Annotated in this window: 14 protein-coding genes, 1 other RNA gene and 7 pseudogenes; 19 read left to right on the top strand and 3 right to left on the bottom strand. The window is 53.5% G+C overall.

The window, feature by feature from the left end:
• The first annotated feature begins 57 nt into the window (after positions 1 to 57).
• The 16 genes and pseudogenes from JCM13996_RS00705 (at position 58) to JCM13996_RS00775 (ending at position 18,632) form a co-directional block, all read left to right on the top strand.
• Positions 58 to 1,179 carry an ATP-grasp domain-containing protein gene (locus tag JCM13996_RS00705; protein ID WP_054749218.1) on the top strand — a complete coding sequence of 374 codons (1,122 nt, stop codon included), beginning with the start codon at positions 58 to 60 and terminating at the stop codon, positions 1,177 to 1,179.
• A gap of 132 nt (positions 1,180 to 1,311) precedes the next feature.
• On the top strand, positions 1,312 to 2,610 hold the full coding sequence (gene purB, locus JCM13996_RS00710; RefSeq protein WP_054749219.1) for an adenylosuccinate lyase: 1,299 nt from the start codon (positions 1,312 to 1,314) through the stop codon (positions 2,608 to 2,610).
• Between the two features lie 241 nt (positions 2,611 to 2,851).
• Positions 2,852 to 5,154: pseudogene (gene pcrA / locus JCM13996_RS00715) on the top strand (DNA helicase PcrA).
• A gap of 56 nt (positions 5,155 to 5,210) precedes the next feature.
• Positions 5,211 to 7,239: pseudogene (ligA, locus tag JCM13996_RS00720) on the top strand (NAD-dependent DNA ligase LigA).
• A 19-nt stretch (positions 7,240 to 7,258) separates the two neighbouring features.
• Positions 7,259 to 8,412: pseudogene (locus JCM13996_RS00725) on the top strand (CamS family sex pheromone protein).
• Between the two features lie 349 nt (positions 8,413 to 8,761).
• Positions 8,762 to 9,058 carry an Asp-tRNA(Asn)/Glu-tRNA(Gln) amidotransferase subunit GatC gene (gatC, locus tag JCM13996_RS00730; RefSeq protein WP_054749220.1) on the top strand — a complete coding sequence of 99 codons (297 nt, stop codon included), beginning with the start codon at positions 8,762 to 8,764 and terminating at the stop codon, positions 9,056 to 9,058.
• A gap of 3 nt (positions 9,059 to 9,061) precedes the next feature.
• Positions 9,062 to 10,519 (top strand): Asp-tRNA(Asn)/Glu-tRNA(Gln) amidotransferase subunit GatA, encoded by a 1,458-nt coding sequence (gene gatA / locus JCM13996_RS00735; protein ID WP_054749221.1) that lies wholly within the window; start codon positions 9,062 to 9,064, stop codon positions 10,517 to 10,519.
• Positions 10,519 to 11,949: an Asp-tRNA(Asn)/Glu-tRNA(Gln) amidotransferase subunit GatB gene (gatB, locus tag JCM13996_RS00740; protein ID WP_054749222.1), complete on the top strand. Its 1,431-nt coding sequence runs from the start codon at positions 10,519 to 10,521 to the stop codon at positions 11,947 to 11,949. The genes gatA and gatB overlap by 1 nt, the downstream gene beginning before the upstream one ends.
• A gap of 61 nt (positions 11,950 to 12,010) precedes the next feature.
• Positions 12,011 to 13,050, top strand: a pseudogene (locus JCM13996_RS00745) (diacylglycerol kinase).
• A 164-nt stretch (positions 13,051 to 13,214) separates the two neighbouring features.
• A pseudogene (rlmD, locus tag JCM13996_RS00750) lies at positions 13,215 to 14,572 on the top strand (23S rRNA (uracil(1939)-C(5))-methyltransferase RlmD).
• Positions 14,573 to 14,648: 76 nt separating this feature from the next.
• Positions 14,649 to 14,993: a DUF1648 domain-containing protein gene (locus JCM13996_RS00755; protein ID WP_156321789.1), complete on the top strand. Its 345-nt coding sequence runs from the start codon at positions 14,649 to 14,651 to the stop codon at positions 14,991 to 14,993.
• 201 nt (positions 14,994 to 15,194) lie between these two features.
• Positions 15,195 to 16,085 (top strand): PfkB family carbohydrate kinase, encoded by an 891-nt coding sequence (locus JCM13996_RS00760; protein WP_054749224.1) that lies wholly within the window; start codon positions 15,195 to 15,197, stop codon positions 16,083 to 16,085.
• A 79-nt stretch (positions 16,086 to 16,164) separates the two neighbouring features.
• A complete protein-coding gene (locus JCM13996_RS00765; protein ID WP_156321790.1) occupies positions 16,165 to 17,352 on the top strand; it encodes a hypothetical protein in 1,188 nt (395 codons plus the stop codon).
• A gap of 15 nt (positions 17,353 to 17,367) precedes the next feature.
• Positions 17,368 to 17,589, top strand: coding sequence for a hypothetical protein (locus JCM13996_RS10690; RefSeq protein ID WP_156321791.1), 222 nt, complete (start codon positions 17,368 to 17,370; stop codon positions 17,587 to 17,589).
• Complete coding sequence (locus tag JCM13996_RS00770; RefSeq protein ID WP_156321792.1) at positions 17,547 to 17,888, top strand: hypothetical protein; 342 nt, start codon at positions 17,547 to 17,549, stop codon at positions 17,886 to 17,888. Before JCM13996_RS10690 ends, JCM13996_RS00770 begins: the two co-directional genes overlap by 43 nt.
• Before the next feature lie 12 nt (positions 17,889 to 17,900).
• The gene (locus JCM13996_RS00775; RefSeq protein WP_082383735.1) at positions 17,901 to 18,632 is read left to right on the top strand and encodes a GH25 family lysozyme; all 732 of its coding nucleotides are present in this window, start codon (positions 17,901 to 17,903) and stop codon (positions 18,630 to 18,632) included.
• An 85-nt stretch (positions 18,633 to 18,717) separates the two neighbouring features.
• Here JCM13996_RS00775 and JCM13996_RS00780 read toward each other — a convergent pair whose 3' ends face one another.
• Positions 18,718 to 20,163, bottom strand: a complete 1,446-nt coding sequence (locus JCM13996_RS00780; protein ID WP_054749227.1) for a sensor histidine kinase — start codon at positions 20,161 to 20,163, stop codon at positions 18,718 to 18,720.
• Positions 20,160 to 20,881 (bottom strand): annotated as a pseudogene (locus JCM13996_RS00785) (response regulator transcription factor). Before JCM13996_RS00785 ends, JCM13996_RS00780 begins: the two are co-directional and overlap by 4 nt.
• A gap of 195 nt (positions 20,882 to 21,076) precedes the next feature.
• Between JCM13996_RS00785 and ssrA the strand changes: the two are divergent.
• Together ssrA and JCM13996_RS00790 are read left to right on the top strand one after the other, a co-directional pair.
• Positions 21,077 to 21,442, top strand: a transfer-messenger RNA (tmRNA) gene (ssrA, locus tag JCM13996_RS10260).
• Between the two features lie 656 nt (positions 21,443 to 22,098).
• Entirely contained in the window at positions 22,099 to 23,352 is a 1,254-nt protein-coding gene (locus JCM13996_RS00790; protein WP_156321793.1) for a putative glycosyltransferase family protein, read from the top strand.
• A 78-nt stretch (positions 23,353 to 23,430) separates the two neighbouring features.
• Here the strand turns inward: JCM13996_RS00790 and JCM13996_RS00795 are convergent, their stop codons facing one another.
• Positions 23,431 to 24,411 (bottom strand): choloylglycine hydrolase family protein, encoded by a 981-nt coding sequence (locus JCM13996_RS00795; RefSeq protein ID WP_054749229.1) that lies wholly within the window; start codon positions 24,409 to 24,411, stop codon positions 23,431 to 23,433.
• A gap of 504 nt (positions 24,412 to 24,915) precedes the next feature.
• Between JCM13996_RS00795 and JCM13996_RS00800 the strand changes: the two are divergent.
• Positions 24,916 to 26,374, top strand: a pseudogene (locus tag JCM13996_RS00800) (ABC transporter permease).
• Positions 26,375 to 26,376 lie beyond the last annotated feature (2 nt).

Here is a 26,376-nt window from a genome sequence, read left to right on the forward strand (position 1 = left end):
GTTAGTTGACGCCAGTGTGCGTTGGTAGCCGGTTGTAGACGGATAGGAGTGTTGGTCATGAGTAATTTTATCGAACCGGGCGCAACCGTTGGTATCATCGGCGGTGGTGCAGCGGCTTTGCAGTTGGTACGGGCAGCCCACGATTTGGGTATGCATGCAGCGGTCCTGGCGCGCACGAATGGTGACGTGGCGTTAACGGAGGCCGAATTCCCACTGGTAGGGCGTAGCACGGACGTCGACGCGTTGGAACAGTTACGTGACCTGTCGGCGGTGATTACATACATTGACGAGTCCGTGGCGGATGCGACCACGCTCGATGACTTGGTACCCGCTGAGAAAATTCCCGGCGGTACCGACTTTCTGGCCATGGCGCAGGATCGTTATCTGGAAAAAGTCTTTCTGGAGGACTTGAACATGAACGTGCTGCCGTACGCACAGGTGGTTACGGCGGATGACATCGACAAGGCCGTCAACGCGGTCGGGTTCCCGAGCATCCTGAAGCCGATTCAAAAAGGCATCGGGCAGGACCAGCAGCTCGCCCTGACTAACGATGCCGACATTTGGCGTGCTAAGGGTCTGCTGGAAAAGCGTCCGTACATTGTGGAAGCTTGGCTAGACCATCCGCGTGAATTTGCCATTACCGCAATTCGCACCGCCGATGGTATGCAGGTACTCCCCGCGGTTGAAAACAAGGTGGCCCACCATGAGCTGCAGTACACCATTTTGCCGGCCCAGGTAGACAGTGCTGTGGCCGAGGAGATGGAGCGCATTACGCGCAAAGTCGGGGAGCAAATTACACAGGTCGGGTTGTTCACGGTCGAATTTTTCTTGACCAGTGAAGGTACGCTGTACGTTAAACGTCTGTCCCGGCCCCATCAAAGTGCAGATGTATACACCTCCGCGACCACGTCGTCGCAGTACACGCTCCACATGCGTGCTGTTTGTGGTTGGCCCGTAGCGGAAGTGCGGGTGATGGACGGTGCGGTGATGAAGCCGTTGCGGCCGGAGCAATTGGGCGCAGTGAGCGTCCAGATTCAAATCAAGCCGGACTGGCACTGGCGCTTCTTTCCGGAGGGCAGTCCCGTATTTGGTGAACTGACCGTGTTGGGCGCACCCACCAAAGTCATTGAGCAACTCAACGCGACCGGGGATCTGGCACTGGACTTGAACGCGGATTAACGGTGGCCGTGGCGGCTGCTTTATCTGCACTATGGCGGTCAGGGTTAGTCCAAATATCAATTTGATGATTGGCACCAAGCATTAGTAGTTCGGTCGTTTACTTTGGGGTTAATACGAGGAGGTACGGAACGTATGATTGATCGCTACAGTCGCAACGCCATGGCACAGGTTTGGTCCGAGCAGAACAAGTACGCTGCCTGGCTGGAGGTCGAAATTCTGGCGGTAGAAGCCCACGCGCAGATTGGGGTGGTTCCCACAGCTGATGCAGCCGCGGTGCGCGCTCATGCCAGTGTGGACGCGGATGAGGTCGCGCGTCTGGAGGTTGAAACGCGGCACGACGTGGTGGCGTTCACGCGGGCGGTGTCCGAGACACTCGGTGACGAGAAAAAGTGGGTGCATTACGGCTTGACGAGTACGGATGTCGTCGACACGGCGCAGGGCTACTTATTCAAGCAGGCTGATGCTATTTTGCGCCAAGATCTTGCGGACCTGGTGGCAGTGGTCAAGCGTCGGGCCCTAGAGTTCAAGGACACGGTCATGATGGGCCGGACGCACGGTGTCCACGCAGAGCCGACAACGTTTGGCTTGGTGCTCGCTAACTGGTACGCGGAGTTGCGACGTGACCAGCAACGCTTTGAGGATGCGGCCCAAGACGTGGAGGCGGGTAAGATTAGCGGGGCCGTCGGTACCTTTGCCAACACGCCGCCGTCCGTGGAAAAGTACGTTACGGACCACCTGGGCATTCGGGCGCAGGATATCGCGACGCAGGTGTTGCCGCGTGACTTACACGCCCACTACATTCAGACGTTGGGGTTGATTGCGACGTCGATCGAGCGGTTTGCGACCGAGGTGCGGCACTTGCAGCGTAGCGAGGTGCACGAAGTGGAAGAACACTTCCGGCCCGGCCAAAAAGGTAGTTCGGCGATGCCGCACAAACGCAACCCGATTGGTTCCGAAAACGTGTCGGGATTGGCGCGCATTATTCGTGGATATGCCACGCCGGCACTGGAAGACGTCAACTTGTGGCATGAGCGGGATATCAGTCACAGTTCGGCGGAACGCATCATGTTGCCGGACGCCACGGGGCTGTTGGACTACATCCTGCACCGCTTTACGGGTATTATTGACCAACTGGACGTGTTCCCAGACCGGATGCTCAAGAACATGAACGCGACCCACGGGCTGATATACAGTCAGCGGTTGTTGCTACAACTAATTGATGTGGGTGGCTTGAGTCGTGAAGCAGCGTACGACCGCGTGCAGCCACTGACCGCCCAGGCGTGGGACGAGGGGCGTGATTTCCGCAGTTTGGTGGAAGCCGACCCCGTCATCAGTAAAACGTTGACCCCAGCGCAGATTGCGGATGCCTTTGATTACCACTATCACCTCAAGTACGTCGACACGATCTTTGAGCGGTTAGGTTTGCAATAAACAGCTCATTATCAGCACCAGCGATGCTCCGTTACGAGCATCGCTGGTGCTGTTTGTTTCCCGCCGAACAGCTGGAGGGTCGTCATCTTCTGAAGCCGCATCGCGAATGTAAATCGGGTCGAATCGCACCAAGTTGCTACCATCACTGACAGCGTCCAGCCCGCCTTTTGTCGGCACCGGTTTTTTTGGTAGAATTAGTAACTGATTGTAGACGCAAATAGAACACGGGGGCACTTCATTAATGGCAACACAGACGATTCTCAAAGGTATGAACGATAAACAAAGTGAGGCCGTACTGACCACTGAGGGCCCCGTGCTCATCATGGCCGGCGCCGGTTCCGGTAAGACGCGGGTATTGACGCACCGCATTGCCTACCTCATTGAGGAACAAAACGTTAACCCGTGGAACATTCTCGCCATTACCTTTACCAACAAAGCCGCGCGGGAAATGCGCGAACGGTCGGTAAGTTGCTGGATCCGGAGTTGGCCCGCGATGTGTGGGTCTCCACCTTTCACGCCCTGTGCGTGCGGATTTTACGGCGTGACATTGAAAAGTTGGGCTACAACCGCGCCTTTACAATTGCCGATTCATCCGAACAGTTGACACTGATCAAGCACGTGATGCGTGACCAGAACATCGATACCAAGCAGTTTGATCCCAAAGCGGTTCTTGGTGCGATCAGCAGTGCGAAGAACGAACTGTTGACGCCGAAGGATTATGCCGATCAGGCAGCCAGCCCGTTTGAGAAGATCACGGCCGACGTGTACAAGGAGTACCAACACCGGTTACGGGGTGATTCCGCCCTCGACTTTGATGACTTGATCATGCAGACCATTCTCCTCTTCCGGCAGGACGCCGACACGCTGGCCTTCTACCAACGCAAGTTTCACTACGTGCACGTGGACGAATATCAAGATACTAACGAAGCCCAGTACCAATTAGTGCGGCTACTGGCGGACGGTTATCACAACCTGTGCGTGGTTGGTGATGCTGACCAAAGTATCTATGGCTGGCGTGGGGCCAACATGCAGAACATTTTGGACTTCAAGAAGGATTACCCGACCGCCCAAGTGATTCTATTGGAACAAAATTACCGGAGCACGCAAAACATCCTGGACGCAGCCAACTCGGTGATTGCCAACAACGCGAACCGGCAAGTCAAGCACCTGTGGACTGAAAACGGGACCGGCGACAAAATCACCTATTACCGGGCTCAAAGTGAACGGGATGAGGCGTACTTCATCATCCGCCAGATTGAAAAGTTGGTGCGTGATGGTCACTACAAGTATGGCGACTTTGCCATTTTGTATCGGACTAACGCTCAGTCGCGTTCCGTCGAAGAGGCTTTCCTTAAAAGCTCCATTCCGTACAAAATTGTTGGCGGGCACAAGTTCTATGACCGTAAGGAAATTCGGGATGCGCTCGGCTACTTTAGTTTGGTGGTTAATGGTGACGACAACCTCAGCTTTGAACGGGTCGTAAACTCCCCGAAGCGGGGTATTGGTCCGGGTAGCATTGCTAAATTGACAGCCTTTGCCAATGAACACGGGTGGTCGTTGCTGGAAGCTGCACAAAACGTCGAGTTATCGCCCATTCCGACACGGCCGCGGAAGCAGTTTGCTGAGTTTGCCGACATGATTAGTAAGCTCAGCAAAAAGCGGGCGGATGGCACCATTAGTGATTTAATGGAAGCCGTTCTGGAAGACTCTGGCTACCTGGATGCCTTGCGTAATGAGCACAGCATCGAGGCGGATGCACGGATCGACAACTTGCAGGAACTGTTGACTGTGACCCAGAATTTTGATGCCCATTATGAGCCCGAGGATGAGGACAGTGATATCTTTGTCGACTTCCTAGCCGAATTAGCCTTGGTGTCAGATCAGGACGACGTTGAGGAAGAGGCGCAAGAGGTCACGCTGATGACCCTGCACGCCGCAAAGGGGTTGGAATTCCCCGTGGTCTTCCTCATCGGTATGGAAGAGGGGTTATTCCCGTTATCCCGGGCTGCAGCTGACGAAAGTGAGCTTGAAGAAGAGCGTCGTCTGGCGTACGTGGGGATTACCCGCGCCAAGAAGAAGCTGTTTTTGACCAACGCCTATTCGCGGATGTTCCACGGCCAGCACCAAAACAATCCAGCCAGTCGGTTCATTGACGAGATCGATGGTGATTTGTTGGACGTGGCCAATGCGGCGGCACCGACCAGCGACATTCCGTTTATCGATCGGCGGGATTATGGTCGTACCGGTAGCACTAGTAGCAACCAACCCTGGGCACGGGAACGTAACGCGCGGGCTCAAAGTACCGCCTATGGTTCTCACCAGCACAGTGATCACGCCAAAGTGGTCGCGGGGGCGCCTACTACCGGTGCTGGCACCGTCAGCTGGGCCGCCGGCGATAAGGTGACCCACCGTAAGTGGGGTGAGGGCACCGTGGTGAAGGTTGAAGGCACGGGTGAAGATCAGGAGCTCGACATCGCCTTTCCTGATCAGGGTGTGAAGCGACTCCTAGCCGCCTTTGCTCCCATTAAAAAGGTTGTGAAGTAACAATTAACTGGTGGTCGTAGGGCCATCACTACATAGTACGTAAGGAGGACCCCGATATGGCAACGAAACCTGAGGTCAGTTCGTTAACGTTAGCTGCAGCAACGACGGAGGCGGCGGCATTACGCACCCAACTCAACCAGTGGCGGCGAGAATACTACACGGAGGACGCGCCTAGTGTAACCGACGCCGAATACGACCAGCAGTACCAGCGTCTGTTGGCCATCGAGGGGCGTTTCCCTGCGTTGGTGGTGCCGGATTCGCCGACCCAGCAGGTGGGGGATGTGGTGTCACCAGATTTTACCAAGGTGCCACACCCAGTTCCCATGTTGTCAATGGGCGACGTCTTTTCGCTAGACGAGTTGGCCGACTTTGACGCGCGGTTGCGTAAAACCACAACCACTGATTTTGATTACAACGTGGAATTGAAGATCGACGGTCTGTCGCTCTCACTGGTGTATACTGATGGGCACCTCACCCAGGCATCGACGCGCGGAAATGGGCGCATTGGCGAGGACGTGACTGCCAACGCCCGGCAAATCGCGGATATTCCGCAGGAGTTGCCGCGGCCACTGAGCCTTGAGGTGCGTGGGGAGTGCTACATGCCCAAAGCAGCGTTTGCTCAACTCAATGCGGACCGGGAGGCGCAGGGCCTGGACGGCTTTGCTAATCCCCGGAACGCTGCGGCTGGTTCGTTGCGGCAGCTGGATCCGCGAGTTACTCAGCGGCGGCAACTCGCGACGTTTATGTACACGTTGATGGACGCCGACCAGTTCGGAGTCGCGCGGCAGAACGAGGCCATTCAGTTTATGGCGGACCTCGGCTTTGCGACCAACCCTAGTTCGGAAGTGCATCACGACGTTAGCACCCTGGCCGATTACATTGATCGGTACACGGCACAACGCGATAGCCTTAGTTATGGCATCGATGGAATTGTGCTCAAAGTTAACGACCTGGCACTGCAACAAGAGTTGGGGAACACCGTGAAGGTGCCGCGTTGGGAAATTGCGTATAAGTTTCCGCCTGAAGAAGCAGCCACCATTGTGCGGGATATTGAGTGGACCGTGGGCCGTACCGGAGTGGTGACCCCGACGGCGGTGATGGACACCGTGCCGCTGGCGGTACCCAGGTGGGACGCGCCACGTTGCACAACCCTGATTTTATTGCGGCCAAGGATATTCGCGTGGGCGACACGGTGTACCTGCATAAAGCCGGTGACATCATTCCCGAGGTGTCGCGCGTGGATCTACAGCGGCGGCCAGCTGACAGTCACCCGTACGTGGTACCCACCCAGTGCCCCTCTTGCGGAGCTGAACTGGTGCACATTGAGGATGAGGTCGCGTTGCGGTGTATCAACCCAGCGTGCCCGGCCCAGATGCAGGCCCGCTTGACTCACTTTGCCAGCCGGGGTGCGATGAATATCGACGGGTTGGGGCCCAAGATCATCGCGCAGTTACTCGAGCGTGGGTTGGTTCACGACGTGGCGGACTTGTACACGCTGACGGCTGATGACTTGGGCCAACTGGATAAGTTTAAGGAAAAATCAATTGCGAACCTCTTGCAGGCCATTGATAATAGCCGGCATAATTCAGTTGAGCGCTTACTGACCGGCTTGGGTATTCGGCATGTGGGCGGCAAAGCGGCGAGTTTGATTGCGGCGGCGTTTGGCGACGTTGATGCATCATGGCCGCTGATGCTGAGACCATTGCCGCCGTGCCGGGGGTCGGTCCCATCATTGCGGATGCGGTGGTGCAGTACTGTGCGCGGCCGGAATCGGCGGCGTTATTCGCTAAGCTAGCAGCTGCGGGTGTTAACTTGCAGTACACGACGGCGGCACCAGAACCGGCGGCGGATAGCTTTGTGAGCGGCCAGACGGTGGTAATCACCGGGAAGTTTGCGGCGTTTTCGCGTCCGGAGCTGACTAAGCGACTCCAGGGGCTAGGTGCCAAGGTGACTGGTTCGGTATCCGGCAAAACGGACCTGCTGGTCGCGGGTACTGATGCCGGTAGTAAGCTCACCAAGGCCCAGAACCTGGGCGTACGGGTGATGGATGAAGCAGAACTAATGCAGTCCCTAGATGAAAACTGAAATGAGAATTGAGGTAACGATGAAAAAGTTAGTAACGGTAGTCGGTGCCGCGGTGGCAGCGTTAATGCTCGCGGCTTGTGGTAACTTGAACTTTGATAGCAGCGGTAGTAGTTCGACGGGTTCCACCAAGACGGCGAGTTACACCACTACGGGTACTGCTAGCGATGACACGTACCAGAGTGTCATTGAGGGCGGAAAATACAAGGTATCCAAGTCCCGCGGCTTACAGTTGACCGAAAACACGCAGAATGACAACACCTACAATGTACGGAGCATGGAAAACGGGTTGGTGGACCTGTCCAAAAAGCAGTTTTCCACGACCAAGTACCTCTTTGAAGAGGGTCAGTTGCTCAGTACTAGTACGTTGGAAAACTGGCTGGGTCGTTACAGTAAAAAGAATAAGCTGGGTTTGAACCCGGTTGATAATGGTAAGACGGGTGAGAATGACCGGAATCCGATGTATCTGCAAACCATTCTGGAACAGGATTACATGTTGCAAAGTGGCAGTAAGCTGAAGCTGGGCGGGGTCTCAATTGCTTTGGGGATGAACTCGGTGGATTACTACACCAAGGAAAGTTATGGTTCACAGTATTCGACGACTATTTCGACACCAACTTTGACGGCTAAGGGTAAAGCGATGGCTTCTAAGGTAGTGGCCCGGTTGCGTGCGAAGAGTAAAGTGGGTAATGATACCCCCATCCTGATTGCCATTTATAAGGGCAACACCCAGGATGCGTTGGTCGGCGGCACCTTTGTGGCCTACGCGGTCAGCAAGTCGGGTAACTCCATTGCCAGTTGGAATTCGGTCAACGAGAAGAACGAGACGTTACCGGTGGTCAACAACAAGACGCCAATTAACTCGACGGTATCGAGCGACTTCAATACCTTTGAAAGCAAGATCAAGTCATTCTTCCGAAGCTCGCGGGGGTCACGGCTCAAGCACATTACGAAAATGGGCAGTTGCAAGGACTGAACATTGACGTAACGACCCAGTTCTATGGGCAGACAGAAATCAACAGCTTCACCCAGTACGTGGTTACGGCGGCCAGCAAGTACCTGCCGTCCGATGCGGAAATTCAAATCAACATCAAGTCGGTTCAGCAGATGGAAGCCTTCGCGGAACGCAAGTCGGGTTCCAAATCCTTCTATACCCACGTCTTCAGCAGCTACTAAGTGTGCAAATGTAGCCTCTAGTTGGTGGTCAATGTGCTGAATCACCACCACTTTGTAAACCGCGCCACGATGACCGTTGCCCGGGTGGACCTTCGCCCGGGTAGCGGTTATCGTTCCGGGTGTAGTTGACTGCGCAGGCAGCCCGGTACGGGCTGGAGCGTGAGGCTCGTAGTTTCGACCATGGGCCACGCCCCAGTTACCGGAGCCACACCAAGCCCACGCACCGTGGATGACGTCACTCGGCACACAAAGCTGAGCGGTCGGCAGCAACCCGTGCGCTGTGGTAGAATTAGCTAGTTAGTAATATGAAGTAAGTAACGATATTAATTGGGAAGTAGGTAATAGGTGCATGATTACTAAGGAATCTGTAGCCCACGTAGCCGAGCTGGCCAAATTACAGTTCACGGATGAGGAACTGCAACACTTTACCGGCCAACTGGACGAAATTTTGAACATGGTTGACCAGCTCAGCGAAGTTGATACTGAGGGTGTGCCGGTCACGACGCAAAACGTGGTACTGGAAAACGTGTTGCGGGCCGATGAAGCTACGATGGTGACCCCACGCGATGAATTAATGCGCAACGTACCAACGGAGAAGGACGGACTAATTCAAGTGCCCGCCATCATCGACAAGGAGGAGGACTAGTCCGTGGATTACTACAAAACCAATATCGACCAGTTACACGCTGACTTGGTCGCCGGCAAAATCACTAGTGCTGACCTGACCGCCGACACCTTCAAGGCCATTGCGGCCAAAGATGGTGAGGTACAGGCCTTCTTGGCGTTGAACCAAGAGGCAGCGACGGCTAGTGCCGCTAACCAGGATGACCAGGGGATCGACGCCGACGCTACGCTGGCAGGAATTCCGGTAGCCATTAAGGACAACATTGTAACTAAGGATCTCACCACTACCGCGGCGTCAAAAATGCTGGCTAACTTTGTGCCAATTTATGACGCAACTGTGATTGAGCGGCTCCAGCAAGCTGGCATGATCGTGGTGGGTAAGACCAACATGGACGAATTTGCCATGGGTTCTTCCACCGAAAACTCGGCCATGAAGATCACTAAGAACGCCTGGGATCACACCAAGGTGCCAGGTGGTTCATCTGGTGGTTCCGCGGCGGCTGTCGCGGCCGGCGAAGTGCTGGTGGCTTTGGGTTCCGATACCGGTGGCTCGATTCGGCAGCCAGCGGCCTTTAATGGGGTCGTGGGGTTTAAGCCGACATATGGTCGTGTTTCGCGTTGGGGTTTGATTGCCTTTGGGTCCAGTTTGGATGCCATTGGGACGTTGACCCGTAACGTCCGCGATTCTGCGCACGTGATGAACGCCATTATCGGCGCTGACGAGCACGACACGACGACGGTCCCACGGCCGCAAGAGGACTTGGGTGCCAAGATCGGCCAGTCCGTTCAGGGCATGAAGATTGCTTTGCCAAAGGAATACTTGGGCAAAGGGGTCGATGCTGGTGTGCGCGCGCAAATTGAGGCCGCTGCCGACCAGTTCCGCGCGATGGGTGCGACCGTGGAGACGGTCAGCCTGCCGCACACGCAGTACGCCGTACCGACGTACTACATCATCGCTAGTTCTGAAGCTAGTTCCAACTTGCAGCGCTTTGATGGCATCCGCTACGGTTTCCGGGCCAAAGACGTACAGTCCCTCGACTCCGTGTACGTACGTTCACGCTCTGAAGGGTTTGGCGACGAAGTTAAGCGGCGGATCATGCTGGGTACCTTCAGTTTGAGTGCCGGATTCTATGACGCATACTTCAAGAAGGCCGCGCAGGTACGGACGCTGATCAGTCGCGACTTTGAAAATGTCTTTAAGGAATACGATCTGGTCATGGGTCCAACGACGCCGACGACTGCCTTTGGTATTGGGGCCAAGGTCACGGATCCGTTGACGATGTACATGAACGACATTCTGACCATTCCCGTTAACTTGGCGGGGCTACCAGCTGCGTCCGTCAACGCCGGCTTTGTTGACGGTATGCCGGTGGGCTTGCAGTTGATTGGTAAGGCCTTTGATGAAGCGACGATTTACCAGGCTGCCGCTGCCTTTGAAGACGCGAATGATTACAAGGACCAGACACCAGGGGGGCAGAACTAATGAACTTTGAAACCACCATTGGGCTCGAGGTCCACATTGAACTGAAGACTAAGAGCAAGATGTACTCACCAGCACCGGTAACGTACGGTGCCGAACCAAACACGGCCACTAACGTGATCGACTGGGGCTACCCCGGGGTCTTGCCATCCGCGAACCGCGGGGCATACTCACTGGGCATCATGGTGGCGTTAGCGCTCCATGCTGACATTACCCGCTTTACCCACTTTGACCGGAAGAACTACTTCTACGCCGATAACCCCAAAGCATACCAAATCACTCAATCCGAAACACCACTGGCGACCAACGGTTACGTTGAGATTGAAGTCGATGGTCACACCAAGAAAATTGGGATTGAAGAGTTGCACGTCGAAGAAGACGCGGGGAAAAACACCCACGCCGGCGACGGTTATTCCTACGTCGATTTGAACCGGCAGGGGACACCACTGATTGAAATTGTGTCCAAGCCAGACATCAAGTCGCCGGAAGAGGCCTACCAGTACCTGGAAACGTTACGCCAAATTGTGCAGTTTACCGGGGCTTCGGACGTGAAAATGGAAGAAGGGTCTATGCGGGCGGACTCCAACTTGTCCGTACGGCCGATTGGACAAAAGGAATACGGGACCAAGACCGAAATTAAGAACGTTAACAGTTTCAATTACGTACGCAGTGCCCTGGCCTTTGAGCAAAAGCGGCAGATTGGCCTGCTGATGGCTGGTAAAACGATTCGGCCGGAAACCCGCCGCTGGGATGAACCAACCAAGTCGACCATCCTGATGCGGGTCAAAGAAGGAGCGGATGATTACCGCTACTTCCCTGAACCCGACCTACCACCAGTCGTTGTGTCACAGGAATGGGTCGACGAAGTGGCTGCTAAATTACCCGAAGCACCTACTGCACGCCGGCAACGGTACGTGCATGAACTGGGCTTGCCTGAGTACGATGCGGGCGTCCTGACTAACACAAAGGAAATGTCCGACTACTTTGACCAGGTCGTGGCTTTGGGTGCTGACCCGAAGCAGGCGTCCAACTACCTGATGGGCGATGTGTCGGCTTACCTGAATGACCAGCAGGTGGAACTGCAGGACATTGCATTGACACCAGAACACCTTGCGGCCATGATCAAGTTGATCAGCGATGGGACCATCTCGAGCAAGATTGCCAAGAAGGTCATTGCGGAGATCATCAAGAACGACACTGATCCCGAGGCCTGGGTCAAGGCCAAAGGTATGGTGCAAGAATCCGACCCCGCAGTCCTCACGCCAATCATTACGGATATTCTGGACGCTAATGAACAGAGTATTGAGGACTTCAAGAACGGGAAGGACCGGGCCATTGGCTACCTGATCGGTCAGATCATGAAGCAGACTCGTGGTAAGGCCAACCCGAAAGTGGTCAACCAGATTTTGATGCAAGAAATTAAGCAACGTTAATGTATGGTGCGCGTCATTAATGTGGTGCAGTACTAAGAGTGTTTGTTGAGGAGGAGTGGTCATGCAGCCGCGTGCACGATTAATTTATAACCCCACCAGTGGCAGTGAGGGCATGGGCAAGTACGTTGCCGATATTTTGAACGTACTGGAAGGCGCGGGGTACGAAGCGTCCGCGTTTCGCACCACGCCCGCACCAATGTCAGCCCGTGATGAAGCCGCACGTGTCAGCAAGGCACACTTTGACCTCATTGTCGCGGCTGGTGGCGATGGCACCATTAACGAAGTGGTTAACGGGATCGCCCCATGCAAGCACCGCCCGCGGATGGGCATCATTCCCGCCGGCACCACCAACGACTATGCCCGTGCACTGCACATCCCGCGTGAAGACCCGGTCGCGGCGGCCAAAGTCATTGCCGCCGGTCAGACACTGCGCATGGATATTGGTAAGGCCAACGATAAGTACTTCATGAACATCGCTGGTGGGGGTTCGCTGACCGAGCTGACCTACGGCGTGCCGAGTGAGTTCAAGTCCATCTTTGGCTACCTCGCGTACCTCATCAAGGGGGCCAAGATGTTGCCGGCGATGAAGAACGTGCCCATGCACATTAAGTACGACGATGGTGAGTATGATGGGCAGGCTTCCATGTTTTTAATTGGTCTGACCAACTCCATTGGCGGGTTTGAGCAGATCGTGCCGGACGCTGAACTGGGTGATGGCTTGTTCACCATGATCGTGGTGAAGACGGCCAACCTGGGCGAAATCCTCAAGCTGATTGCCATGGTCTTTAACGGGGGTAAGCACGTTGATGATGACAACATCATTTACGCGAAGACTTCCCGGATTGAGGCCACGCGTACGGATGGGGAGCCGCTCAAGATCAACCTGGACGGTGAGTACGGTGGTGATACACCGATGACGTTTGTCAATCTGAGTCGCACATTGAAATGTTCGCCAACGTGGATGATATCCCGGATGCCAACATTGCTCCGCAGAACCAGCTGTCTCAGGAAGACTTGATGAACGAAGTTGAAAGGATTTCCGAACAGGACCTGAATGGTGACGGTCAGATCGGTGATCATGATCACAAAGATGCAGATTAGCGTTTTGGCGGCCAGTCAGTTAGACTTGTACTGGCAATCAGCGTAAACTGGTGGCAAGTTGCTACCAACTAAAGGGTCGTGACGTTGTGTCGCGGCCCTTTAGTCATTGTGGTTTGCTCCCAAGTGGGGAGTAGACGTAAGTACCCGTAGAAAGAGGTAAAAGAATGCAAACGCCCGTTAAGAAGAATCAAGAAGTCCGGGTCACCGTGAGTGATTTGTCTTATGAAGCATGGGGGTCGCCAAAGTTGACGGCTACCCATTGTTCGTGGACAACGCGTTACCGGGGGAGGAAGTCCTCATCCACGTTACCAAGGCCAATAAGAACTATGGCTTTGCCTTTGTGAAGCAGTTTTTCCAGGAATCGCCTGACCGTGTGGCGGTGTCCAACCGCGTGTATGCGCAGACGGGCATCGCTCCGCTACAGCACCTGGCCTACCCGGCGCAGTTGAAGTTTAAGCACAACCAAATTGAGCAATTATTCAAAAAGTCGCACTTAGACATCAAGGTGTTGCCCACTTTGGCCGCACCGTTACAGACCGGCTACCGCAATAAGGCCCAGATTCCTGTGCGTGAAATCAATGGTCAGCTAGAAACCGGTTTTTATCGGCGGCGCAGTCACACGTTGATTCCCATCGAAGATTATTATATTCAAGATCCCGCCATCGATCATACGGTGTTGGTGGTGCGGGACTTGTTGCGGCAGTATCACGTGCCGGCCTACGATGAAGCGCATAATACCGGTGTGATCCGCCACGTCATGGTTCGGCGGGGTTACTACACCCACCAGACAATGGTCGTTTTGATTACGCGGACGCGGGACTTGCCCCACGCTGATGAGATTGTGGCGGGTATTCGTGCGGCATTGCCCGAAGTGTCCAGCATCGTGCTGAACGTCAACCCGGACGCGACCAACGTGATTTTGGGGCGGCGCTCCCGGACACTGTACGGCAACGATTATCTGGAAGATGAGTTGCTGGGAAGTACGTTCCGGATTTCCGCGACGAGTTTTTACCAGGTCAACCCGCGGCAGACGGAAAACCTGTACCGGTTGGCGGTCGATGCAGCCGGCCTGACGGGCAAAGAAACCGTTATTGACGCATATTCCGGAATCGGGACGATCAGTTTGACGATGGCGCGTCACGCCAAGCACGTGTACGGTGTCGAAGTGGTTCCGGCCGCGGTTGCGGATGCCCGTGTCAACGCGCAAATTAACGGTATTGATAACGTCACCTTTGAGCTAGGCAAAGCCGAAGACGTGATGCAGACCTGGCGTGAGCACGGCCTGGACGCCGACGTATTGATGGTCGATCCACCGCGCAAAGGCCTAGCCAGCGAATTCATTGACGCCGTGGGGGTAATGTTGCCGGCGAAGGTCGTGTACGTGTCCTGTAACCCAGCAACGTTGGCGCGTGACATTGCTCGCCTTCAGGACTTTGGCTACCACGCTGAGGAAACGCAGCCGGTGGACATGTTCCCGCAGACGACGCATGTGGAAAGCGTGACGGTGCTGACGCGCAACTAGTATGTTGTCTTTTGCACAAGCCCGCGGTATTATGACGGTGTTGAAAGCGTTGTAGTGGTTACGTTCTGGGGGTGCCATGATGAAGCGGTTAGCGTGGATTTTGCGGGGCATTGATGCTTTGCTAGTTGTGGTGGCAGTGATATTGATGATTATTGCCACCGGTCCAGTGGTCACGCATTGGAATGGTTTGGGCAACGTCGATGCGACGGGGTCCAAGTGGATGCTGCTATTGATTCCCATGGTGTTGATCGTCTACAACGAAATTAGTTTGTGGTACGCGCGGCGTGTTCGCCGGCATGACGGCACTGACCAGATTCCGCTGGTGCTGGTCAATGAGTGGCGGTATGTCGTCGGCGCCCTCGTGCTTCTGGTACTGGGGTTAGTGTTCATGCCGATGCAGGCAGGGTTACACTTTTTCTAACCGTGGTGACAACGAATATGTATTAGGTCCTTCCAATCGTGGGAGGGCCTTTTGCTTGGTGGTGCCACACCAGCCCCGCGCACCGTCGACACACACGTACCGTGCCGGCGTATGTTAGAATTATCAAGGAATAAGTTGGCCAGCCCCCGCGACCTCGGCGGACTAGTGGCGGACACACAAACGGAAGGATAATGATCCCATATGACTTCGACTTTGATTTTTGGCACCGCGTTGGTAGACGCACTCATGGATATTCCACGGGTACCCGTTAGCGGGGGCAACGTGTTGGGTAATTTTACCGAGTACCAAGTGGGTGGCTGTGCCATCAACGCTTTCTGTGCATTGCGGTACGCGGGTGCGCAAGCCGACCTGTTCGTCCCGGTTGGCCACGGCCCCAATGCCGACCATATTAGTGCCCACATTCGCCAAATTGGGGAGGCGCCCCGCGTAATTCCTGGTACCGGTGATAACGGCTGGACGGTCGCTATGATCGAACCCAACGGGGAGCGGACCTTTATCGTCTTACCGGGTATGGAGCAACTGATGCGGGTTGACTGGCTTAAACAACTAGATATGCCGCGGTACGACTATTTGTACCTGAGCGGCTTTCAGCTGACTAACCCGCAGGTTGCCCAGGATGTAGCGGCTGTGTACAGTCAGCGGCGTTCAGACGCAACGGTGCTCTTTGATGTGGCGGCGCGCATTCAAAGTGTGGATCACGACTTGCTGATGAACCTGCTACGTTCCGGTGGGGTCATCGTCCACTGTAACGAGGTGGAACTGCCGCAAGTAGCAGTTGGCGATACGTTTGATGAACAAGTTGCATACCTGCACGCGTTGACGCAGCAGCCCGTAATCGTGACGTTGGGTGCCCGGGGCACGTATTACTACGTCAGCGACACGGATAAGGGCGTGGTGCCCGGCGAACACGTGAACGTGGTCAACACGGTCGGTGCTGGTGACAGCCATTGCGGCGGCATGCTGGCTGGCTTGGCCCAGGGGTTGTCCGTACGTGACGCGGTGAGTCTGGGTAACCGCTTGGCCGCCAAGGTTTGCGGTATGCAGACTAATATGCTGCCAGTAGTGGGTTAAGCTAACGGTCAAAGTTGCCCTTATACCTGCAGCGGAATATTTAGTGGCAACTTTGGTATGAATAGTATTGGGCGGCTACGTGTCGCCATCATTTGATGTAGATAAGGAAGTTAATAATGACGTTAACACAAGAGTATCAACAGGATGTCCAGGCTTTATTGGCCTGATGACGCCGGATAACCAGCCGGTCGTGATGAAGGCCATTGAGTTGGTTAGTAAGTATGCCGGGATGCGCACGTCTGCGCAGCCAGCACAGGCGGCCCCGGCCCAGGATGTGCCCTCAGGCGTGACGCGGGCCGTGGCGCCTAGTACCACGGGGACCAGCTACGACTTTGTTAATGACAAAGATGATGAAGAAGTGCCCGCCGCACCTACCGATATTTTCCGGGTCGAGCGCCGCTTGATTGGTGCCGAAGTGGGTGACCAGTACGTGTCCGAGAAGCAGATTCGGGAACTTGGTCTCGAAGATGGTGATACCGTGCAGTTAGTACGCGCTGATGCCGTACCAGGACAGGCGCCAACTATTCGCTTGGTCGCTAAAAATAAGTCCACGGCGACCCCGCAGATCAATGGCGTGCAGTACGCAGTCTTGGTTCGGGACAAGAGTTTACCCGCTGACTACACGCTTAGTGCCACCAACAACGTCAGCCAGCACCCGTTGTTGACGACGGACGATGACGTACCGTTCAAGTTTTTGATTCGGCCCGCTGATGTGGAGCGGCTCCAATTACGGCCTGGTGACATTGTCGACTTGGCCTGGTACAACAGCGAAGGCCCCCAGCGGGCCGTCGTGTCTTGGGTGCACGGTGATGATGACCAGAAGCTGGCGGAGGTGGCGCAAAAACGCGGAGCCAAGCAATCCGGTGCTGGTGATGACTCGACGCCCAAGGGCTACACGGTTAAGATTCCCTTTGATTTGGCCGGTAAGCGGGTCCTGTTCGTGGGCAACGCCGCGCACAGTAACGAAATGGCGCTGGTCGTGGCGGCCCATAATGGTGGTCAAGTGACGGCGACCGACGCCACGAAGGGAAGCCAGTTGAAGACCAAAGTGACCCACAGTGACGTGATGGTGCTGATTACCGACGAGGTGCACCACGTTACCACTAATACCAGCGTGAAGATCGCCAAGAGCCAAAAGGTTCCGTACGCCGTGTCCAGTAGCGACGCGCCCTTTAGTATTGAGCGGGCACTGTACCGTGCGGTCACGGGCATGCCGGCGTATGAACCCACTGCGGGCGCGTTTGATTACCCGACGGTGGCCGAATAACGGGGGAGGTTCGCCATGACGGCAATAGTCCAAGTAGCCGGGGTTACTCCGGGTGATCCGGTTGTCGAGAAAATCGCGGCACTCTACCACGCGGCGTTTCCACCGGCAGAGCGGGTGCCGTTTCCACGTTTACTGCAGCACCCACTACCGGGGTACACTGATGGCCTGTGGGCGTTTACGCACAACGGCCAATTTTGCGGTTTTATGACGACTATTACGCGGGGGATATTACCCTGATTGGTTACTTTGCCATGGTGGCCGCATTGCGGGGCCATGGTTTTGGCAGTGTGGCGCTTCAACTTATGCGGCAACGCTTACCCCAGCAGCGGTTGGCACTCGAAATCGAAGTGTTGGATCTAGCTGCTGCAAACTACGCCCAACGGTTACGCCGGCGCAATTTTTACCAGCGTAATGGTTACCGGCTGACAGACATTGAGTACCGTGCGTACGGCGTACCATTCGTGGTGATGCTGAGTGGTGCGGACATTGGGGCGCGGGAGTACCATGCATTTTATGATCCGCTGATTCAATCATGACGAGGTGAGGGTATGCGACGACGACCAATTTATGCGGATACGTTTGCTAAACGGCGGCGTTGGGCGGTCACAGGTACCATCGTGGCGGTTGTCATTGCTGTAGTGGCGATATTCAGCTATTTTGCTCTACGTAACCCGCGGCCGAGTACGCGGCGTTATCCCGTGCTAGGCGTGCAACTGACCCAGAGTGATGGCGTGCAAAATTTTGGGCACCTGCATCAGTTGGGGGTGACCTTTGCCTACCTGAAGGCCACGCAGGGGAGCAGTTACTTTGATGATGACTTCAACACCAACTATGATGCGGCAAGTGCGTCGAGTGTTGACGTAGGTGTGTACCACTACTTTAGCTTTGACAGCACCCCCGACGCCCAAGCGGCGGCCTTTATTAAGCATGTTGGTAGTAATACCGGGACGTTGCCCATTGGTGTCTACGTAACGGCCTACACCCAACTACCCGCACGTGCTACGTTGGTTCGCCACGTGCAACGCTTTGTGACGTTATTGACAACGCATTACGCGGGGCGGCAGGTAGTCTTGATAGGGACGCCGACCGTGTTGCGGGAGTTGGCCAAGGTGACGCCGACCGCGCCGCGGATGGTGATCAGCACCCGACATCGTGATGTGGGTAGCCGGGCATTCTGGGAGTACACCACTGGTGCACCTTTGCCCGGGGGTAGCGCGACCAAGTACGTGGCCATCGTCTACAACGGGTCCCGGGCTCAGTACCAGAAGCTACTACAATAAGCGTAAAATCAGTGCAAATTAAAACGGCCGGTTGCCCGCAAACTTGGGCAACGCGTTATTGTATTCTTAATGATGAATCACTGGGTTACGCGGTCTGGTCGTGAGACTGGTCGTCATCGGGTGTCTGTTCATCCGGGAAGGTAATGTGGAAGGTAGTCCCGGCTCCCAACTCTGACTGCACGTCGATGGTACCACCGTGCTGGGCCACGAGCTGATGGACAATGGCTAGACCCAGGCCGGATTCGCCATATTTAGTGTTTTTCCGGGATGGATCGGCCTTGTAATAACGTTCCCAGATATTTTGTACCTGGTCAGGACTCATACCGATACCATCGTCGCTGATGCTAAATTCAGCTTGTTGGTAACCATGTTGTCCCGTTACCCGGATGTGTCCGTTCTGGGTAAACTGAATGGCGTTTTGCATGATGTTAAAGATAATCTGGACAAACCGGTCGTGGTCCGCGTAGACCATGAGGTCATCGGGTACGTCGACGCTGATTTCATCGCCAGCGTCCACCGCCTTTTGGTGAAGTTGCAGGGCAACGTTATCAATATCGTGCTTAGCATTGAACGTTTGCCGTTGCAGGATGATCTGGTTAGTGCGGATCTTCTCGTAGTCGAGGTTCTCGTTGACGATGCGAATGAGGCGTTTGGTCTCGTTCTGCATTAACTCGATACTCTTGGCTTTGGATTCTTCCGGAATGGCGTCGTACGCCAAGCCTTCGAGCAGCCCGTTGATGGTGGTCAGCGGCGTCCGCATCTCGTGCGCGGCGTCAGCCATGAACTGACGGCGCCGATCTTCCTGACGCTGGATCTCCTTTTCACTGGCCTTGAGTGAGTCGGTCATGTTACTAAAGTCGCTGGCCAGTTCGCTGATTTCATCGCGTCCCGTCGTTTCTAGTTTGACGTCGTAGTTCCCCTGGGCGACTTCGTGGGTCGCAGTCCGTAGCCGGTCAATGCGGCGGTTGGTGTAGCGCGCAATGATGTAACTAAGGATGAGGGCGACGGCGGCGGAAATGATAAAGCCAATGAGGACACTACGTTTGGTTTTACTGATGGTCGACTGAATGGCTTCCACCGGCTCGTACGCCGCAATGACGTACAGTAATTTGCCGGAGTAGAAAACCGGACGGTAAAAGATGGTGATGCTTTGGGTGCGTCCGTTCCGGGGGTTGGTGGTGGCGGCTTTGACGGCCACGCTGTCACCGCGCTTAAGTTGGCGCCAGTATTTACTTTGAATGCGGCCGCCGGCAACTGCGGGGTAACGCATCTGGTTGTTAGCGTTATAAATGACAAAGTTGACGTGTTGTCCGCTCAGCACGCGCTCACTGGTTTGGATAAAATCGCCGTTGATGGTGGATTTATTGAGCAGCGCGTTTTGCTCCAGGTTACTGGTATAGTTCGACAACTGACGAAAGTTGTTTTCCCAGGCGGCCGCCGTGGTCGCGTGGATAAACAGGGCGGCCACTACCAGTAAGGAAACGATGATGGTCGTCAACATGCCAATCATTTGTTGGTAGATTAATTTCATTGATTATCCAGACCCGAGTCATCAAACTTATAGCCCACTCCCCAAACAGTTTGGATGACCTGGGGGCCGACCTTTTCAATTTTTTTTGCCGTAACTTCTTGATGTGGGCGTCGACGGTCCGTTCGTCCCCAAAGTATTCGTACTCCCACACGAGCTGTAGCAACTGGTCACGGGAGAAGACCTGTTTAGGGTTGCTGGCCAGGGTGCGCAGGAGGTCAAACTCTTTGGGTGTGAGGCCCTCGATGGCAACGTTGTCCAGGTAGGCTTCACGGGTTTTGGTGCTGAGCTTAAAGTGATTGGTGGTGACGTCGAAATCACCATTATCGTTATTGGTATCGGTCTCGCCGCCCATTTCGGCACGCCGGTGCAGGGCCTTAATGCGGGCAATCAACGTGATGGGGGAAAATGGTTTGGTAACGTAGTCGTCAGCGCCAATGTCTAAGCCCAAGACCTGGTCGCTTTCGGTGTCACGGGCGGTGAGCATAATTAACGGTACAGTGGTACTGATTTTGCGAATCTCTTTGGCCACAGCCATGCCGTCCAGTTTGGGTAGGTTGAGGTCCAGAGTAATGAGGTCAAAGTCGTCAGGAGCGTTCTTAAACTGGTCGAGGCCGTCCTCACCATCGTAAGCGTTAACGTACTCCCAGCCCTCCTTCTGGAAAAACATGTCCATCATTTCGGACACTGACTGGTTATCTTCAATCATCAAAATTTTCATGAGCGGTAAACCTTTCTCAATTAGGCACAAACATCATTTTACGATTGTAATGGCATAACTATCTCATAGTATACACTTGTTAAGGAACCGTAGTCAGACGCGCAGTTGTGTGTAGTGGGGCTGAATACGTTTGCGGGCCAGTGGACGTGACTTTGATTTTGACCCCCGGAGATGCTAGAATAATAGGGCATTAACGGGGGTGTAATGGTCTCGACATTGGCATTCGCGCATGTGGTGCACTCCGGAGGGCTCGGCTCCGTCATCAACGGCACAGTTAATATAACTGCTAAAAACGAAAATTCTTACGCTCTCGCTGCCTAAAGTAGCTTAAGCGTGATCCGCCCAGTCTCACCCAAGGGCTAGATACGGGTCTCAAAATCATTGGGTTACGGCGACCGGTGCGACTCGAGCTTGTCGCAAGAGATAGTGAGCATGCGTTCGTGGGTTAGCCAGGTTGGCCGGCGCGCCACGTGCGCGAGATTTAAATAGGTCGACTATGAGTGTAGAGCCATGTGTTGGCGGGGTTGATGGACAGGAGTTCGATTCTCCTCACCTCCATAGCGTGTTAGGAGCTGGCAACGTCGTCGGCTCCTTTTTTTATTTTTTTACGTGATTGCTGTTATGTTGATGATGACAGTAAATTGTGAATAATTTTTTTTCTTTTCAGTGACAGTTATTTTGCATGTGTTAGTTTGAATTACGGTATTATACAATTGTCCGCGTAGCAGTACGCGTTGACTATTTTTGGGGAGGGTACTTGTTGGATGAAGAGAAGGTTTAAATTACCAATCATCTTGATTTATTATCTTGCACTCGCCGTGGCAATTGTTTATCCGTTGTACAGGACGGGATTGCTATTTGATGGCTATGACCAAGTTTTCCATTTGTCCAGAGCCCATGAGCTTGCGTCCGCGTTGAAGTAGGGACACTTGACGTATGGATACGCCATTAACGGATTTAACAAAGTTGGTCAAGCAATTGGTGTGTTTTATCCTAGTCTAAGCGTCGCCGTTTTGGCATTTTTTTCAGTTGTTTAATGGTCATTTAGTCGTAAGTACATATCTGGCGACAGCATTAACTGTGTTTTTAGGCTTGTTGATCAGCCACTATTCAATTAGACGGCTTCATCGGAGCAATTTAAATGCGTTATTGTTTGGGAGCCTGTACATTGGCTCGACAATGTTTATGCAAGTTTGCTTCGTTTGGTTTGATATGGGATGGCTGTGGGCATTTATACTAATTCCACTCGTCTATTCTGGGTTTATCCAGATTTTTTTTATTACGATCATTCCTCAGGAGTAGATTTTACCCTCGGAATAGTTGCCTTGCTGTTGAGTCACATAATCAGCTTTTTGCTTGTTATGTTGTCGTTTGTGTTTGCTGTACTAATCATTAGTATGTTTCAAAGGACTTTTTGGCCCCATTTTCGTAAATTATTAATTAGTGGCATTTTAGGTATGGGGTGCACGGCTTTCTTTTGGGTTAAGTTCGTGCAAGTTTATTTCAGTAATAATATCAATGGTGTGGTCAAACTGGATTCTTCTCTTTATGCCTTAAAGCCAAGCAATGTGGTCATAGATTCGCTCAATAATACCTCCATTACTAGTAATGTTGGTTTGATTATACTCATTGTTGGTTTATGCCTATTGGCTAGCAAAGGGGGACTGGCAAAATTAGATAATTATGTTCTCTATGGTGCCTTGATTTGCGCCTTTTTGTCTAGTAGCCTCTTTCCTTGGATACACGTTCAAAAATACTTGGGTGGAGTGATTCAGTATCCAGTTCGTCTATTAAGCTTAGCAATGGTTGGTTTTGCCTTTGTGGCTGCGGACTATATTAATTCTTATTTAGTTAAGGTTGGTGGTATCCACCGTGCAATTATCATTGTAGGATTTGGTTTTGTTGTGTTGATGATGGTAACATCATCGTCGACCGAACTTGCTAATTATCTAAACACAAAGAATCAGTTAAGGACCCCATCTCAGAACGTACTAGCTACTTCGTGGAATAAGTTTGATGCGCATGCGGCAAAATATATTTTTAACGAAAAGTTTGCAATGGCTGGTGAATATGACTATTGGCCAAAGCAAAGCATGAAGTTTAGCAATGACATTGTTGACCATATTGGAAAAATTAATGGTCATAAACAAAGAATGGAGCCGAGATCCATTACCGATGGGATTCGGTATAAAGTTGCACTACGCAAGGGTGACGTTATTGACCTACCATTTTTAAATTACGGAGATGGTTTTAAAATTTCTGATGGTTTCAAGATTACGAAGAGTGACAGGGGAACAGTTCAGACGCGAGCCACCAAGTCGGTCAGATCAATTATAGTGCGACGTCGAAACGGGATTTTAGACTACTGCACATTGCTTGTTTCAATAGCAAGTTGGGTGTTACTAGCAATAATTTTAGCTTTTTCTAGACGCTTTCGATTGGTTCGAATGAACGGTACTTTTCATTTATAGAATCCTATTTTAAGAGATGATATCAAAAAGTCGACGCACAATTTTCAAGTGTGTCGGCTTTTTCGTTGAGTGCTTGTCCTAATTCAATACCGTTACGTCTTGCTTCCGTGCGACCGGGAACGTAGTAACGGCGTCTTTGTTAAGCAACGCCTCGGTCAAGCGTACCGCACTCAGGTTGCTATTTTGGTACGGCTGGAAGTAGTACGTACCGTTGCTCATCTGCATGTAACCACGGTATTGCGTGTAGTCAAACTCACCGTTGGCCTGGCCCTTGATGTTGCGCGGAATATCGAAGGGCTCGAGCAAGTGGTTAACGGTGTTGGCCGCGTCGGCGTCGGGCACCCGGGGTGCGTTTGCACGCATGAAGGCGGCACGGACAAAACGCGACGTGGAGGTGTAGTCACCGGGGAGGCCGAGGGCACCGGAACCGGGGCCAATTTCGCGGGCGGTGTAGTCGCTGAACTGCCGGTCGGGGGCACTACCATTGCTAAGTTGTACGTAGTTGCCCAGGTTTTGGCGGTGCCAGGCAAAGTCAGGGCTGTTAGTCATCACCCCCACTTGGTCGTCGTACCAGTGCACGCCGTCCGCCTGGATTTCGAGGACTTTGCAGTGGCCGTCCCGGTCCGCGATGATCCAGTGCAGTGGAATGTTACCGTCCATTTGGGGCAGGGCAAAGTTGACGATCTGCACCTGATCCAGGTGCGCCTGCACTTCTGCAGTGGTCCGGTTTGTGCCCAAAATCCAGTTTACCAACTCAAAGGAGGCCAAATTGAGGCGGTCGTCACTTGGTGTATCGGCGTAGTGCGCTTCATCACTAAAATAGAGGGTGGCGGCGCTCAGGCCAGCTTCATTGACCCCGTCAACGAGAATGTAGTCGTTCATTTTGGCGCCCGCACCGACAAAACCAAGCCGCGTGGTAAAGGTGGCACCGGTCACGCTGTGGAAGGGGTAATCCCGGGGAACGACGACGGGGTTACCACCCAGTTCAAAGCCAAAGTCCATGGTGCGTGCCAGCCAGTATTGTCCGTCACTGGTTGGGTAAGTCATACTAGTACACATGTTGGGTTCCTCCTTTGGTTGATGGCGCTAACAAAGGCGTCATTGACCACATTCTAACACGTTATGCTTGGCCGTTGGGTACCAGCTAGGCCGTAAATGCGTGCGTGTCATGCGGTTAGGAACATAAGGTTTAGTGGTGGTGTTCGTGATACAGCATTTCAGTGAACGTTGCCCATTTTTGATGATGAATAGCGTCGACTAATGGCATAGCACGAAGTTTGGGCAGTAACGTTACCGCTGTTAGTGGCAGGTACGGCCAATATAATTCTGAGGACACCCGGGATTGGTAATTGTGACCCGAGTAGCCTGATCCTCCAAAGGAAAATGTGTCGGGCCTGAAGGGTTGTGAACCATCTTTGTATGTGGCCAACGCTAAACGGGCGTAAAAACTGCAGTGTTTAGTCTGACATCGTTCATATTTTGGTCAACTTTGTTCAGTATCTTCTTAGCTATGGCACAAGGGCGTGCAGCCGTTGTCCAAATGTAGAGCAAGGAGATGCAATAATGAACTTCGTTAAACGAGCGTGGCTCAACCTCATTGCGAGGAAGGGCCGAACATTATTATTAATTCTCGTGACTACAGCCATTATGTTGTTCGTCATGGCGGGGTTACTGATTCGCAACGCCGCCAACGCCGCCACAGAGAACGCCAAGGATAGCGTCGGGGCGACGGTGACACTGACCGCTAACCGGTCGGCGGCCTTTAAAAAGATGCGGCGGAGTATGAGTAGTAACAGTGGCAAGCCTTCAGGCAGACCGACCATTACAACGACGCCAGTGTCACTAAAGGTGGCCAAAAAAAATTGCTCGGCTGAACAACGTCGAGAGCTATGCTGTTAGCGTGTCCACAACCGCGAAGGCTTCTGGATTTGATACCATCCAGACCGCTAGCGGTTCCGGTGGTCCGGGGATGAATAGCTCCAACAGTCAGAATAGCGTCACCGTGAGTGGGGTTTCGAGTACCAGCAGTAACAGTAGCTTTAGCGACGGCACGTATAAGATTAAGTCTGGCCGTGGCCTGACGAGCAAAGACGTGGGTTCAAACAACGTCGTGATTGAAAGCGAGCTGGCTAGTGAGAATAACCTCAAAGTTGGTTCGACAATCAAGGTGAAGGCGACAACTGGTGCCAAGCAGACATACACACTGAAGGTCGTCGGTATTTACAGGGCCAAGAGCAGTTCGACAGCCAGCGCTAGTCCTGGACAATCTGATCCGGCGAATACCATCTTTACGAGCTACCAGCTTGCCAACAAGATTAAGGGGACTAAGTATGCAGGTACCGCTGATTCTGTAGTCTTCACGGTCGGCAAACCGGCCAAAGTGAGTGCGGTGAAGTCGGCGGGCAAGAAGCTGATTAATACCAGCAAGTTTAGCTTGAGCATCGATGACAGTAGTTACCAGCAGGTGAAGGCGTCAATGAGTAGCGTCACCAGCTTTGCCAACAAGATTGTCTGGTTGGTTGCCATCGCCGGTACCCTCATCCTCGCGTTGATTGTGATCTTGATGATTCGGGAGCGGCGGTACGAAATTGGTGTGCTGCTATCACTCGGTGAACGCCGCTGGAAGGTTATTGCTCAGTTCTTCACTGAAATGGTCGCCGTGCTGATTGTGGCGGTCGGGCTTGCTGCCGTTGGTGGTAAATTTGTCGGTGATAAACTTGGCCAGCAACTGATTAGCCAGGAGTCGCAAAGTACGAGCACCATGGCAATCACTGCCCAGTCTGGTGGTCAAGGCGGCCAAATGGGTAGCGGTGGCCCGAGTCACAGCGGCGGGCAGATGCCGGGGCGTTCAGGCAACATGATGTCAACAGCCAAGCGGCAACAGGCCAAAATTTCGACGCAGGTTTCCGTTTGGAGCTTGTTACAGCTTTTCGGTATGGGGTTGATGATTATCCTGGTGGCCATTCTGCTAGCGGCCGGTGGTATCTTACGACTACAGCCGAAGAAGGTTTTGATTGAGTAGGA

Source organism: Lacticaseibacillus thailandensis DSM 22698 = JCM 13996, from assembly GCF_001312865.1.
GTDB classification, from domain to species: Bacteria; Bacillota; Bacilli; order Lactobacillales; family Lactobacillaceae; genus Lacticaseibacillus; species Lacticaseibacillus thailandensis.